This window comes from Staphylococcus coagulans (assembly GCF_022557135.1).
In the GTDB taxonomy this organism is placed as follows: Bacteria; Bacillota; Bacilli; order Staphylococcales; family Staphylococcaceae; genus Staphylococcus; species Staphylococcus coagulans.
The window spans coordinates 1,350,390-1,363,310 of sequence record NZ_CP092966.1 but is presented as its reverse complement, the minus strand read 5'-3'; the positions used below and the strand labels follow the sequence as shown (position 1 = coordinate 1,363,310).

Genomic DNA, 12,921 nt, shown 5'->3' with positions numbered 1-12,921 from the left:
GAAATATCTGCTTGATAATAAAACAATGAATTTGAATTAAAATTCCATAAAAAAGAGTATGCCTGTAATTTTATTCTTAAAAAAGTATTATTTTTTAAAACAAAAGATTTAATAAGATGTGCTTGTTGGCCTCATACAAACAAAGTGCGTTCAATTATTGATTCGTTCCGCTTTCAGCGAGTTGTCTCAATGATTTAACTTCATGCGGTGATAGGATTCGACCCTCTCCTGCACCTAATCCTTTTAATGTCAATGGTCCAAATGAAACGCGAGATAGTTTTTGAACATTAAAACCAAAATGTTCAAACATACGTCTCACCTGTCTATTACGTCCTTCTGTAATTGTAATTTCTACTAAAGAACTGTTTTTCTCTTTATTTTGTTTTTTAACTTTCACTTTTGCAGGTTGTGTGAGTCCATCTTCAAGCTTAATTCCTTTTTCCAATGCTTTAACCTGATCTCTTAAAATATAACCTTCTATTTTAGCAACGTAAGTTTTTGGTATTTTAAAGCGAGGATGTGTCATTAGATGCGTAAAAGCACCATCATTCGTTAACAATAACAGACCAGAAGTATCATAATCTAAGCGACCTACTGGATATATGCGTGTTTCAAGGTCGTCGAAATAATCAGTGACTACTTTTCGACCACGATCATCTGAAACACTCGTAATGACTTGGGCAGGTTTATAAAATAAAATATATAATTTATCTTTCAGTTCAAGAGGAATCCCTTCTACACTGACTTCATCGGAAGGTCGGACTTTCGTTCCAAGTTCAGTGACTGTAACACCATTCACTTGGACCTTACCTTCTTGGATTAATGTTTCTGCTTTACGTCTTGACGTATAGCCGCTATTTGCGATCCGCTTTTGTAGTCTTTCTAATTCTTTGCTCATTATGATTCTCCTTTTTGATTCACTAACTGACTAAAAAAGGATTCGATTTCCTCTTCTTCCTCATCAGTTGTAGGCAATGCTTCTAAGTTTTCTAAGCCAAACACATTTAAAAACAATTCAGTTGTATATAATTGTTGACCTCGGGCTTCAGGGTTATTTCGAGGTTCAATTAGGCCTTTACCAATCAACGTTTTAACTGGACCATCTGAACTGACGCCTCTAATTAATTCTATATCATTTCTAGTAACAGGTTGATTATAAGCTATGATGGCTAAGACTTCCATGGCAGCTTGTGAAAGTTTTGTTGATGCTTTATTAATAATCAGCGACTCTATATAAGGTTCAGCTTCTCTTTGCGTTGTTAAAACAAAACGATTACCATATTGATGGATTTCAAGCCCCGGTATATTTAATTGAGAGATTGTCGTGTTTAACGTGTCTGAATCAATAGCTAGTGTTTCGAGTAATTGTGCTTCGTCAATGCCATCTTCACCGACTGTATACAAAATTGCGGAAAGTGCTTCTATTGTATTAAGTGTCATAATTAACCCCTTTACTGATTTCGATATTCTGAAATGCTTGGACTTGTTGTAATTGAATGATGCCATTTTTAGACATTTCTAACAAAGCTAAGAAATGCGTAACAACATGTTCAATAGATTCATGAAATGTAAACAAGTCAAAAAAAGAAATGCGAGTAGATGTTTTTAACTGATCATATATGTGTTGGGTGGATTGTTGAATCGTATATGTTTCTTTTCTTATATCTACTGTCGTTGGCTTTTTAAGTGCAACACGCGTTTTCATTTTTTGATATGCAACAATCAACTCAGTTAAATCGATTTGAGTATCGTGTGACATGCGCTCAGATTGCTCATAGTGTGACAAATCTGTTGGCGCTTTTGTATAATAATGCTCACGAAGTTCGCGTTGCTCGTTTAACATTTCAGAATAGGCTTTGTAATTTTGATATTCAATTAATTTTTCTACAAGTTCGTCACGTGGATCCTCTTCTAATAAATCCTCTTGAGGTGTGTCAGGTAATAACATTTTACTTTTAATCATTAAGAGTTCAGAAGCCATTAACAAATATTCACTTGCGATATTAATTTCAAGTTGCTTCATTGCATGAACGTACTGCATATATTGCTCTGTTAATTCACGCATAGGTATATCATAGATATCAATTTCGAATTCATTGATCAAGTGCAACAATAAATCCAACGGTCCGTTAAAGGCATCAAGTTTTACTTCATACATGGGTGATCCTCATTTCGTATTGCAAGTCATGTGCATAATAACAAAAAATATTATAGCATGTTTATGTATAACAATAAATTTTTGGAGTGATAAAATGAAAGAAAGTGATTTAGTTCATTTTTATTATCAATTTCATTATGAACAGCATTATTTTTTGTGCCATGATATTTTAGAGGAAGCGTGGAAACTGCAGTCTGAGTTTACCAAACAAGATGCTGTTGTAAGTTTAATCCTATTGGCTACAGGATGCTATCACTATCGTAGAGGTAACTATAAAGGTGCCCACAAAACCTTTAATAAGGCTTATCAAATCATTCAATCCTATAAACTGAATGAACTGGTATATTTAGGTTTAAATATTTCAGAATATAAGGAAGTATTAAAGCATTTAATACACGCAACATCTCTAGAAATCCCTTTTTCTCCAATTCAACTGCCTCTGACAAAAGAAATGGAACTACAAATTAAAGGGGAGTTTCCGAATTATTGTGTAACAAAGCATGTTGTTAGTACGCCTTATATTTTACATCATCATCAACTGAGAGATCGGACAGAAGTGATCGCAGCACGTCACCACGCACTAACACAAAGAAAAAAGGAATAAAACAGATGATTCTTAAATGAACTTCTGTTTTATTCCTTTTATTCTTTCATCTCTAAAGACCAAACGCTAACTTCAAACTAAGGACTAAGCTCTAGGATGATAGTCTTGGTAAATTTTACGAATCTGATTTTTAGTCACATGCGTATACAATTGTGTTGTAGAAATATCTGAATGTCCTAGCATGTCTTGTACAGCGCGCAAATCAGCGCCATTCTCCAATAAATGTGTAGCAAATGAATGACGTAATGTATGTGGTGTTAGTCTTTTGGTAATACCCGCTTTAAGCCCAACTTGCTTAATCATCTTCCAAACGCCTTGTCTTGACATTGGCTTACCATGCATGTTTAAAAATAAAACATGGGTAGTCGTATGTTTTAACAATTGTGGTCTTATCTCTTGTATATAATGCGCTAAACAATCGATGACCGTTTCACCTAAAGGCACAATTCTTTCTTTGCTCCCTTTACCAAACACTTTTGCAAAGCCCATGATAAGATTGACATCTTGGACTTCTATATGAATAAGTTCAGATACACGCATCCCAGTCGCATATAAAAGTTCAAGCATTGTTTTATCACGATAACCGTTAATTTTTGAAGTGTCAGGTGCCATTAATAATTGGTCAACCTCATCAATAGATAGTACATCAGGTAACTTTCTATCATATTTTGGTGTCGAGATAAGGACAGTTGGATCATGTGTCGTATAACCTTCTCTCAAAGCAAATTGATGAAAGCTTCGAATTGTCGAAGTGAATCTTGCAAGGGATTTCGCTGAACGTCCTTCGTCATGTAAAAAACCAAACCACTCTTGAATGATTTGCCGATTAACAAAATTTAAATGAGTAATTTTTTGCTCTTTCAAATAGCTTAAATAGTGGTTAAGATCACGACGATACGCAGCGATTGTGTTGTTGGACAAACCTTTTTCTATTTGAATAAATCTTAAATATTCATCTCGAATTTCTTCCATGCATTGACCTCAATTCTTGTCAATATCATTACATTTGCGCTTTTGTGCCTTTGCCCTCTTTTTGACACGCTTCACAAATACCATGAAATGTAAGTCTGTGATCTAAAATCTTAAAATTAAATTCATTTTCAACACGTTCTTCTACTTGTGGTAATAAGTCTTCTTCTATTTCATCTACTCTACCACACTCCATACAAACAAGATGGTGATGAAAATGCTTAGACCCCTCTTTTCGTAAATCAAAACGTGCAACACCATCACCAAAGCTCACCTTATCCACAACTTTTAAATCTGCTAAAAGTTCTAGTGTACGATAAACAGTGGCTAAACCAATTTCAGGTGCTTTTTCTTTTACTTTTAAGTAAACATCTTCGGCACTTAAATGATCAGTCTCATTTTCAATTAAAACACGCACCGTTGCTTCACGTTGCGGTGTTAATTTATATGAAGACTGCTGTAACTGTTGCTTCACGCGATTAAGTCTTTCCTCCACGGAAGCCTCACCCCTCTACTGAAAATTATAATTATTACAATTTGATTGTTTTACTTGTTATAAATTACCAGTAATTGAGAAAAAAAGCAACTCATAGCGGTTATTTATTTAGAATGATTATAATATAGTAATAGGTATTGGAATGCAATCAGCGTTTTAGCATCCTCTATTTCATGTGTTTCTACTGCACTTTTAACATCGGCCATTGAAAAATGTATTTTCTCAACAAACTCATCTTCATCTAAATGAACAGTGCCCTTTTGGAGTGAGTCCGTAAAATAAATAGATATTTTTTCATTTGCAAAACCGGGTGTACCATATACTTCGCCAATCAAATCTAATCGGTCAGTTTGATAACCTGTTTCTTCTTCAAGTTCTCTCATTGCTGCTTCTTTTCTATCTTCACCGGGTTCAAGCTTACCAGCAGGTATTTCTAATAATGTTTGTTCTAAAGGTTTGCGATATTGCTTCACTAGAATGACCTCATTTTCTGGTGTTACAGCACAAATCGCAACAGCACCATTATGTTTTACGACTTCTCTATAGGCTGTTTTTTGATTGGGTAAGCGAACTTCATGTTTCTCTACATTTATAATTTTGCCTTCGTAAATTGTTTCTTTTGATATTGTTTTTTCTTCAAAATTCATCAGTGATATGCCCCTTTTCAATTTTTCTCACAGTTTGCTATCATTAGTATACATAAATTTTATCGGAAGGAGCTTTAACATGCAAAAAAACACATTGAAAAGTGGTCTGACTTTATCAGAATTAGGATTGGGATGTATGAGTCTAGGTACAGATGAAAATGATGCTTCTAAAATTATAGAGACAGCCATTGAAGCGGGTATTACCTATTTTGATACGGCAGATATTTACGATAAAGGTGAAAATGAAAAGATTGTTGGGAAAGTTTTAAAAAAATATCAACAAAATAGTGATATTGTTATTGGCACAAAAGTCGGCAATCACTTAAAAGATAATGGAGAAACTTTTTGGGATCCTTCAAAAAAACACATTAAAAACAATGTTAAACAATCTTTAAAAAGACTTGGCTTAGAAACGCTTGACCTCTACATGCTTCACGGTGGAACAATTGAGGATCCATTAGATGAAACGATTAGTGCATTCGATGAATTGAAGCAAGAAGGACTGATCAAAGCTTCTGGTATTTCATCTATACGCCCTAATGTCATACGCTATTATTTGAAACATAGTCAAATTGAAACGATCATGTCGCAATTTAATTTAATTGATAATCGCCCGCTCGATTTACTTGACGAAATCAATCAAAAAGGTGTGAAACTTTTAGCTAGAGGCCCAGTTTTTAAAGGATTGCTCACCAACAAAGCGGAAGTCACTCTGAATAATAAATTTAAAGAAGGAATTTTTGATTACAGTTACGAAGAATTGAAACAAACAATTCAGTTGCTTCAACAGATGAATCCTCAGCTTACTGCGCTAGCCTTTGAATTCTTAAAGTCTCACGCAGTATTAGGATCGATCATCGTTGGCGCGAGCACACCTGAGCAACTGAGTGAAAATATTCAACAGTATCATTCAACGGTTACTAACGAACAACTTCAAGCTGCAATGGATGTTGTGAAACGCCTTCATTATGCAGAACATTGGGAAATGTAACTTACAGACCCTTCCTTTTCTTACCTAGAAAAAGAGGTTTAGCAAATTTTTCAATCCATCGGGGAGCAAGTTGATACCATTTCAACATTAAGTGGAGCCCTTTTGGAAGATTGACTTCAATTTTCTTTTGTCTCAGCGCTTTGATGATTTGTGCGGCTACAAATTCGGGTTGACGCATGATTCGTTTCACTTGATGTGCGTATTGTCCTGATGGATCCGCCTTACCATGAAAAGGTGTTTGAATCGGCCCTACGTTAACTGTCATAACGTGCCAATTAGGCTGTTCCATTCGTAACGCATTAAGCAGATGATTGAGCGCTGCCTTACTACCACCGTAATGAGCAGCGTAAGGTTGTGTAGCAAATGCAGCGAGGCTACTGATGCCTACAACAGTTGCATGGGCTTTAAAGAATGGTGCACATCGTTTAAGTAAAATCGCAAAATGCACGATATTGATTTGGTAAGTCTCTACCACTTCTACATCTTTATGCTGAAGCAATGATTTAAAATAGCCTAAACCTGCACAATGTATAAGACCCTCATATTGGATGTCTGGATTTAATTGAAGATTGATCTCACGCACTTGTCGGATATCAGAAAGGTCGCATTCAATCAAATGGACATTTTGATTCGAAAAGTACGCACGTGCTTTATTTTTATCTCGTACAATTAGTGTTAATTCACAATGGTCTTGAAGCATGGCTTGAGCCAATGCGAATCCGAGACCACTGGTACTACCAGTCATAATAAAATGTGGTTTTTGCATAAAATCACCCTTTATCTTTTAAATCGTTCCCATAGCGCTATGAATAACTGTAATGTAAAAGTACTAAATAAGGAAGTGAAATGTCGTATGAAAATCGTTTTTTATGGTGCCGGCAATATGGCACACGCCATTTTTACGGGTATTATTAATTCGAAAATTTTGGCGCCTGAGGATATTTATTTAACGAACCGTACTAATGAAGAAATGTTGCAATCTTATAAAGAAGATTTAGGTATTCAATATAGTTATGATGATGAAGCTTTATTAAAAGATGCCGATTATGTTTTTCTTGGATCAAAACCACATGATTTTGATCAACTTGCTACACGCATTAAAGGAAATATTCATAATCAAAATAAATTCATTTCAATCATGGCAGGATTACCGATTTCTTATATTAAACAGAAACTCGATACGCATGCTCCGATTGCGCGTATTATGCCAAATACAAATGCACATGTTGGCCATTCTGTAACCGGTGTGAGTTTCTCTTCGAATTTTGGTCCAACTTCTAAAGAAGAAGTTTTAGAAGTCATCAATGCATTTGGATCTGCAATCGAAGTTCAAGAAGCACATTTGCATCAAGTCACTGCGATAACAGGAAGTGGTCCTGCATTCTTATATCATGTATTCGAACAATATGTGATGGCAGGTACAAAATTAGGTCTTGAAAGAGCTCAAGTAGAAGAGTCTATACGCGAGTTGATTATAGGGACTAGTAAGATGATTGAGCGTTCTGACTTGAGTATGGAACAATTAAGAAAAAATATCACTTCAAAAGGTGGTACGACACAAGCTGGATTAAATGCATTGTCTGAATATAATTTAGAAGGTATATTTGAAGATTGCTTAAATGCAGCTGTCAATCGTAGCATCGAGCTATCAGCGCAAGAAGATGAATTGTAATTACAAAAGGTTTCATATATAAGTGTTGCAGTTGGGATATTAATTTTCACATAAATAGCGCTAAGATGAATTTTACTTGAAAATCGTCTTAGCGCTTCATTTTTATGATAAAACCTCGTATTGTATGACTTCGCTTTCATGGGCGACTGTCTTAGATTGTAGAGTTCGGATGTCCTGCTCCCGCCATTCTGCTTCAAATAAGCCAAATTGAGTTGAGATTTCAGTCCTCATGTAGCGAGTTCATGAATACAAGGTTTTCAAGAATTTTATGTCACGGACGCAACTTTTTGTTTGCGAGATCGCTATTAAAATGTATAACTATCAAAATCTTCAACAAACTGAAACGATTGTTCAGATTCTGCTTGGATTTGAGCTTCTATCAATTGAATGTCTTCTTTAGTGTAGCGTCCACTTAAGTGCGTCAACAACCCATGTTTAACTTGACCATCCGCCATTAATTGAAGGACATCTTCAATATGACTATGATGATAAGCATTGGCTAAAGACTTATCGCCTTCAATATATGTGGATTCATGAACTAATACATCAACGTGATGTGCAAGTTCGAGTGCATGCTCACTCGGTTTTGTATCACCGAAAATAGCAATGGTTTTCCCTGTTTTTTCAGGACCTTTGAATTGATTTGCATCATAGGTTTTGCCATCATATTCAAATGTATCTTGAGACTTAATCTTTTGATAGAGTGGGCCTGGCGGAATACCTAACGCTTTCAATTTCGAAACGTCTAATTTTCCTGGGGTATTCGGTGCCTTAATACGATATCCATAGCAAGGAATACCATGGTTTAAGGGCCTAGCATTAACTTCAAAATGATTAATACTTAAATCAAGACGCTTGTCTATTTCGATAATGTGTAACGGATAATTTAAATGTGAATAAGTTAATGATAAATTGTATTCAATAAAATCTTTTATGCCTTTTGGACCGATTACAGTCAGTGGCTTCGACTCTCCACCTTGAAATGAACGACTGGTCAAAATGCCCGGTAAGCCGAAAACATGATCACCATGCATATGTGTGATAAAAATGTGACTGACTTTTCCGAGTTTAATGGAATGGTGGAGTATTTGGTGCTGGGTTGCTTCCCCCACATCAAAAAGCCAAATATCTGTTAAATAAGGCTCAAGTTTTAAAGCGATAGATTGTGTATGACGCTCTTTAGTAGGTAACCCTGCACTGGTACCAAAAAATGTGATTTCCATGCTTCGTGCCTCCTTAGCGTTATATTACCATAATTGCCAATGAATCGGTAACGAAATCTGACTGTATAGCATGAAAGCAGAATTGTATGTCATTATGTACGATATGCTTTATAATGTACACATATTCAATATAAAAAGAATTGAGGTTTTGAATCTTGAATAAGACAAATAATCATATTCCAGCGCTTATTACCATATTCGGCGCAACTGGTGATTTAAGTCACCGTAAATTATTCCCTTCCCTTTTTCATCTCTATCAACAAGATAATTTAGATGAAAGAGTAGCGATTATTGGTATCGGTAGACGTCAATTGACTAACGATGATTTTAGAGCACAAGTAAAAGCATCTATTCAAGCGCATGTCCAAGATACAAAACATTTAGACAAATTTATGCAACATATCTTTTATCAACCCCATGATGTGAATGATGAAGCAAGTTATCAAACACTATTAGAGTTAAGTGAATCTTTAGATCGTACATTCTCTTTAGGGGGTAACCGTGTCTTTTATCTTGCGATGGCGCCCCAATTTTTTGGCATCGTAACAGATTATTTAAAATCTTCTGGCTTAACAAATACAGAAGGCTTTAAACGTTTAGTCATTGAAAAGCCGTTTGGTAGTGATTTGAAATCCGCGGAAGAATTAAATAAACAAATACGACGTTCTTTCAAAGAAGAAGAAATCTTTAGAATTGACCACTATTTAGGAAAAGATATGGTTCAAAATATTGAAGTTTTACGTTTTAGTAATGCAATGTTTGAACCTTTATGGAATAATAAATATATTTCAAATATTCAAGTCACTTCATCAGAAATATTAGGTGTTGAAGATCGTGGTGGCTATTATGAATCTAGTGGTGCTTTAAAAGATATGGTGCAAAACCATATGTTACAAATGGTAGCATTATTGGCAATGGAGCCGCCTATTAGTTTGAATAGTGCCGACATTCGAGCAGAAAAAGTTAAAGTTTTAAAATCTATGCACGTGTTAAAACCAGAAGAAGTACGTCAACAGTTTGTTAGAGGACAATATGATCGTGGAACGATTGACGGTCAACAAGTGAAAGCGTATCGTGAAGAAGATAAAGTTGCTTCTGATTCTAAGACCCCTACTTTTGTTTCTGGGAAAGTGCTCATTGATAACTTTAGATGGGCTGGCGTTCCATTTTATATCCGTACCGGTAAACGTTTAAAACGTAAATCAATTCAAGTTGTGGTTGAATTTAAAGAAGTTCCTATGAACCTTTATTATCAAAAAGATAAACATTTAGATTCTAATTTACTTGTCATCAATATTCAACCGAACGAAGGCGTTTCTATTCATCTGAATGGTAAAAAATATGTACAAGGAATTGAAACTGAACCCGTTCAATTGTCTTATGCGATGAGTGCACAAGATAAAATGAATACGGTCGATGCATATGAAAACTTGCTATATGATTGCTTAAAAGGTGATGCGACAAACTTTACGCATTGGGAAGAATTGAAATCAACATGGAAATTTGTCGATTCAATTCAAGAAGCTTGGGATAAATTTGAACCAGAATTTCCTAATTATGAATCTGGAACAGATGGTCCGTTAGATAGTGATTTATTGCTAAGCAGAGATGGTTTTAAATGGTGGAATGACATTCAATAATTTAAAAACATAAGGTTAATAGAAAATGAGCTAAGAGATACGGTTTTAGTATCACTTAGCTGTTTTTTGTTATATAATTGATAACTAGATACGAAAAATCGTATGTCGTGAGTTTTAAGAGTATAGGGAGTGAAAATTTTGGACGTTATCAAACAGTTGCAACGTGCTATAGTCTATATGGAAGATCATCTTTTAGAATCGTTTGATTTGCAAACATTAAGTGAATACGTTGAAATTTCTCCTTATCATTTAGAACAATCTTTTACGATGATTATAGGCCAAACCCCTCATGAATATTGTCGAGCTAGACGATTAACGTTAGCTGCCAAAGATTTAATTCAAGGTGCAAATCGGTTAATCAATGTGGCTAAACGCTATCATTATGAAGATGTGAATGATTTTGCACATGATTTTAGTGATTATCATGGGGTTTCGCCGTTACAAGCTAAATTGAAGCAAGATCAATTGAAAATGCAAGAAAGATTGTATTTGAAATTATCAACAACTTCACGTCCCCCACTTCCTTATCGTCTTGATAATATGGGAGGCTATACTTTAGTGGGACATTCTCGTTTTATCCCTTCTAATGAATTAGATAATCATTTTATTGTGCCTGACTTTCTTGAGGATTTGAAAGCAGATGGCCGATTGAAAGAGATGATCCGCTATAATGATCGCAGTCCTAGCGAATTATTTGTTGTAAGCTGTCCTTTAGACCAGGGCTTGGAAGTTTTTGTAGGTGTGCCAAGTGAGCGTTTGCCTGCACATTTAGAAGATCGTTTCTTTGCTGAACGTCAATTTGCATTGTTTAATTTACAAGGAGAGATTGATTATGTCACAAGTGAAGCTTGGCATTACATAGAAACTAGTTTACAACTGACTTTACCTTTTGAGCGTAATAGCCTTTACGTTGAAATTTATCCATTTGAGATTTCTTTTGAGGATCCATTTACGAAAGTACAACTTTGCGTACCAGTCAATATTGACGATGAATAATATTTGAAGTTACAGATAGCGTTTAAATAAAGATATTAAAAAGAGACTCGCAACTTATTGCTTGCGAAGTCTCTTTTTTTAATCAATTTATATCATCCAAAATGAATTACTCTGTCCAATGTGTATGGAATGTACCTTCTTTATCTTTACGTTGGTAAGTGTGCGCACCAAAGTAATCGCGTTGTGCTTGGATTAAGTTAGCAGGTAATTCAGCTGAACGATAACTATCATAGTAGTTAATACTTGCTGCAAAACCAGGAATTGCAATACCGTTTTGAACACTTGTTGCCACGACATCACGCAATGCAGATTGATATTCTGTAACAATATCTTTAAAGTAATCATCTAATAAAAGATTTTGTAATTGATTGTCTTTGTCGTAAGCATCTTTAATTTTTTGTAAGAATTGCGCACGAATGATACAACCTTCTCTCCAAATCATCGCAAGTTCGCCTAATTGTAAATTCCAATTATTGTCTTCACTTGCAGATTTCATTTGGTCAAATCCTTGCGCATATGAACAAATTTTACTCATGTATAAAGCGCGACGGATTTTTTCAAGAAATGCTTCTTTATCCCCATCAAATGAAGCAGAAGGACCATTTAAAAGCTTTGAAGCATTGACACGTTGTGTTTTTAATGAAGAAATAAAACGTGCAAATACAGATTCAGTAATGATTGTTAATGGTGCTCCTAATTCTAAAGCGTTAATCGATGTCCATTTACCAGTACCTTTTTGTCCAGCTTGGTCCATGATTTTTTCAACCAGGGGTTCGCCATTTTCATCTAATTTTGTAAAGATATCTCCAGTGATTTCAATAAGGTAACTTTCTAACTCGCCAGCATTCCAAGATTTGAATGTTTGAGAAATCTCTTCATGTTGCATACCGAGTAAATCTTTCATAATGATATAACTTTCAGCAATAAGTTGCATATCTGCATACTCGATACCATTATGTACCATTTTAACGTAATGACCAGCGCCGTTTGGTCCAATATAAGTCACACAAGGTGTTCCGTCTTTCGCTTTAGCAGAGATAGCTTCTAAAATGTCTGCCACTTTTTCATAAGCTTCTTTTTGTCCACCAGGCATCATTGAAGGACCAGTTAGGGCACCTACTTCACCACCAGAAACACCCATTCCGATAAAGTTAATACCACTTTCAGCTAATGCTTTATTTCTACGAATCGTATCTAAATAGTTTGTATTACCACCATCAATTAAAATATCGTCATTATCAAGTAAAGGTAATAAACTTTCGATTGTTTTATCTGTAGCTTCACCAGCTTTAACCATTAATAATATTTTACGTGGTTTTTCTAAAGAATTTACAAATTCTTCAATTGAATAAGTTGGAACAATGTTTTTTCCTTTAGATTCTTCAACCATTAAATCTGTTTTTTCAGAAGAACGATTAAATACTGATACACTGTAGCCACGGGATTCAATATTCCAAGCTAGGTTTTTACCCATTACGGCTAAACCTACTACACCAATTTGTTGTGTCATTTTACTAACCTCTCT

14 protein-coding genes are annotated in these 12,921 nt (G+C 35.1%); 5 read left to right on the top strand and 9 right to left on the bottom strand.

The annotated features are described in order from the left end of the window. Positions 1-154: 154 nt before the first annotated feature. Genes KM149_RS06475 through KM149_RS06465 form a run of 3 tightly spaced genes read right to left on the bottom strand, consistent with a single transcriptional unit; the run spans position 155 to position 2,158 of the window. Complete coding sequence (locus KM149_RS06475; protein WP_241415197.1) at positions 155-898, bottom strand: pseudouridine synthase; 744 nt, start codon at positions 896-898, stop codon at positions 155-157. Continuing rightward, complete coding sequence (gene scpB / locus KM149_RS06470; protein WP_050330851.1) at positions 898-1,440, bottom strand: SMC-Scp complex subunit ScpB; 543 nt, start codon at positions 1,438-1,440, stop codon at positions 898-900. Before scpB ends, KM149_RS06475 begins: the two co-directional genes overlap by 1 nt. Continuing rightward, positions 1,430-2,158, bottom strand: a complete 729-nt coding sequence (locus KM149_RS06465) for a segregation and condensation protein A (protein ID WP_050330850.1) — start codon at positions 2,156-2,158, stop codon at positions 1,430-1,432. The genes scpB and KM149_RS06465 overlap by 11 nt, the downstream gene beginning before the upstream one ends. 94 nt (positions 2,159-2,252) lie before the next feature. Here KM149_RS06465 and KM149_RS06460 point away from each other — a divergent pair, with 94 nt between their 5' ends. Next, entirely contained in the window at positions 2,253-2,762 is a 510-nt protein-coding gene (locus KM149_RS06460; protein WP_165545481.1) for a DUF309 domain-containing protein, read from the top strand. A gap of 84 nt (positions 2,763-2,846) precedes the next feature. Here KM149_RS06460 and xerD read toward each other — a convergent pair whose 3' ends face one another. The 3 genes from xerD to KM149_RS06445 all read right to left on the bottom strand — a co-directional run bounded on the left by xerD (position 2,847) and on the right by KM149_RS06445 (position 4,874). Next, positions 2,847-3,734 (bottom strand): site-specific tyrosine recombinase XerD, encoded by an 888-nt coding sequence (gene xerD / locus KM149_RS06455; RefSeq protein WP_241415196.1) that lies wholly within the window; start codon positions 3,732-3,734, stop codon positions 2,847-2,849. A gap of 28 nt (positions 3,735-3,762) precedes the next feature. Then, positions 3,763-4,227, bottom strand: coding sequence for a ferric iron uptake transcriptional regulator (gene fur, locus KM149_RS06450; RefSeq protein WP_016425130.1), 465 nt, complete (start codon positions 4,225-4,227; stop codon positions 3,763-3,765). Positions 4,228-4,331: 104 nt separating this feature from the next. Beyond that, positions 4,332-4,874: an NUDIX hydrolase gene (locus KM149_RS06445; protein ID WP_241415195.1), complete on the bottom strand. Its 543-nt coding sequence runs from the start codon at positions 4,872-4,874 to the stop codon at positions 4,332-4,334. Between the two features lie 79 nt (positions 4,875-4,953). Between KM149_RS06445 and KM149_RS06440 the strand changes: the two genes are divergently transcribed. After that, positions 4,954-5,865 carry an aldo/keto reductase gene (locus KM149_RS06440; RefSeq protein ID WP_241415194.1) on the top strand — a complete coding sequence of 304 codons (912 nt, stop codon included), beginning with the start codon at positions 4,954-4,956 and terminating at the stop codon, positions 5,863-5,865. 1 nt (position 5,866) lies between these two features. Here KM149_RS06440 and KM149_RS06435 read toward each other — a convergent pair whose 3' ends face one another. Beyond that, the gene (locus tag KM149_RS06435; protein WP_165545485.1) at positions 5,867-6,631 is read right to left on the bottom strand and encodes an SDR family NAD(P)-dependent oxidoreductase; all 765 of its coding nucleotides are present in this window, start codon (positions 6,629-6,631) and stop codon (positions 5,867-5,869) included. An 87-nt stretch (positions 6,632-6,718) separates the two neighbouring features. Between KM149_RS06435 and proC the strand changes: the two genes are divergently transcribed. After that, complete coding sequence (gene proC, locus KM149_RS06430; RefSeq protein ID WP_050330845.1) at positions 6,719-7,537, top strand: pyrroline-5-carboxylate reductase; 819 nt, start codon at positions 6,719-6,721, stop codon at positions 7,535-7,537. Between the two features lie 305 nt (positions 7,538-7,842). Here the strand turns inward: proC and rnz are convergent, their stop codons facing one another. After that, positions 7,843-8,760: a ribonuclease Z gene (rnz, locus tag KM149_RS06425; protein WP_241415193.1), complete on the bottom strand. Its 918-nt coding sequence runs from the start codon at positions 8,758-8,760 to the stop codon at positions 7,843-7,845. 155 nt (positions 8,761-8,915) lie between these two features. On the opposite strand from rnz, the gene zwf reads away from it, so the two are divergent. Together zwf and KM149_RS06415 are read left to right on the top strand one after the other, a co-directional pair. Then, positions 8,916-10,400, top strand: coding sequence for a glucose-6-phosphate dehydrogenase (gene zwf / locus KM149_RS06420; RefSeq protein WP_050330843.1), 1,485 nt, complete (start codon positions 8,916-8,918; stop codon positions 10,398-10,400). 138 nt (positions 10,401-10,538) lie between these two features. Next, positions 10,539-11,396 (top strand): AraC family transcriptional regulator, encoded by an 858-nt coding sequence (locus tag KM149_RS06415; protein WP_241415192.1) that lies wholly within the window; start codon positions 10,539-10,541, stop codon positions 11,394-11,396. Positions 11,397-11,502: 106 nt separating this feature from the next. Here KM149_RS06415 and gndA read toward each other — a convergent pair whose 3' ends face one another. Continuing rightward, positions 11,503-12,906 (bottom strand): NADP-dependent phosphogluconate dehydrogenase, encoded by a 1,404-nt coding sequence (gene gndA / locus KM149_RS06410; protein WP_182363392.1) that lies wholly within the window; start codon positions 12,904-12,906, stop codon positions 11,503-11,505. Positions 12,907-12,921 lie beyond the last annotated feature (15 nt).

Bases quoted from the DNA above. Each gene is read 5' to 3' on its own strand.
- KM149_RS06465 (WP_050330850.1), bottom strand. From the start codon at position 2,158: ATGTATGAAGTAAAACTTGATGCCTTTAACGGACCGTTGGATTTATTG.
- KM149_RS06460 (WP_165545481.1), top strand. From the start codon at position 2,253: ATGAAAGAAAGTGATTTAGTTCATTTTTATTATCAATTTCATTATGAA.
- KM149_RS06435 (WP_165545485.1), bottom strand. From the start codon at position 6,631: ATGCAAAAACCACATTTTATTATGACTGGTAGTACCAGTGGTCTCGGA.
- KM149_RS06475 (WP_241415197.1), bottom strand. From the start codon at position 898: ATGAGCAAAGAATTAGAAAGACTACAAAAGCGGATCGCAAATAGCGGC.
- gndA (WP_182363392.1), bottom strand. From the start codon at position 12,906: ATGACACAACAAATTGGTGTAGTAGGTTTAGCCGTAATGGGTAAAAAC.
- KM149_RS06445 (WP_241415195.1), bottom strand. From the start codon at position 4,874: ATGAATTTTGAAGAAAAAACAATATCAAAAGAAACAATTTACGAAGGC.
- scpB (WP_050330851.1), bottom strand. From the start codon at position 1,440: ATGACACTTAATACAATAGAAGCACTTTCCGCAATTTTGTATACAGTC.
- KM149_RS06440 (WP_241415194.1), top strand. From the start codon at position 4,954: ATGCAAAAAAACACATTGAAAAGTGGTCTGACTTTATCAGAATTAGGA.
- rnz (WP_241415193.1), bottom strand. From the start codon at position 8,760: ATGGAAATCACATTTTTTGGTACCAGTGCAGGGTTACCTACTAAAGAG.
- proC (WP_050330845.1), top strand. From the start codon at position 6,719: ATGAAAATCGTTTTTTATGGTGCCGGCAATATGGCACACGCCATTTTT.
- xerD (WP_241415196.1), bottom strand. From the start codon at position 3,734: ATGGAAGAAATTCGAGATGAATATTTAAGATTTATTCAAATAGAAAAA.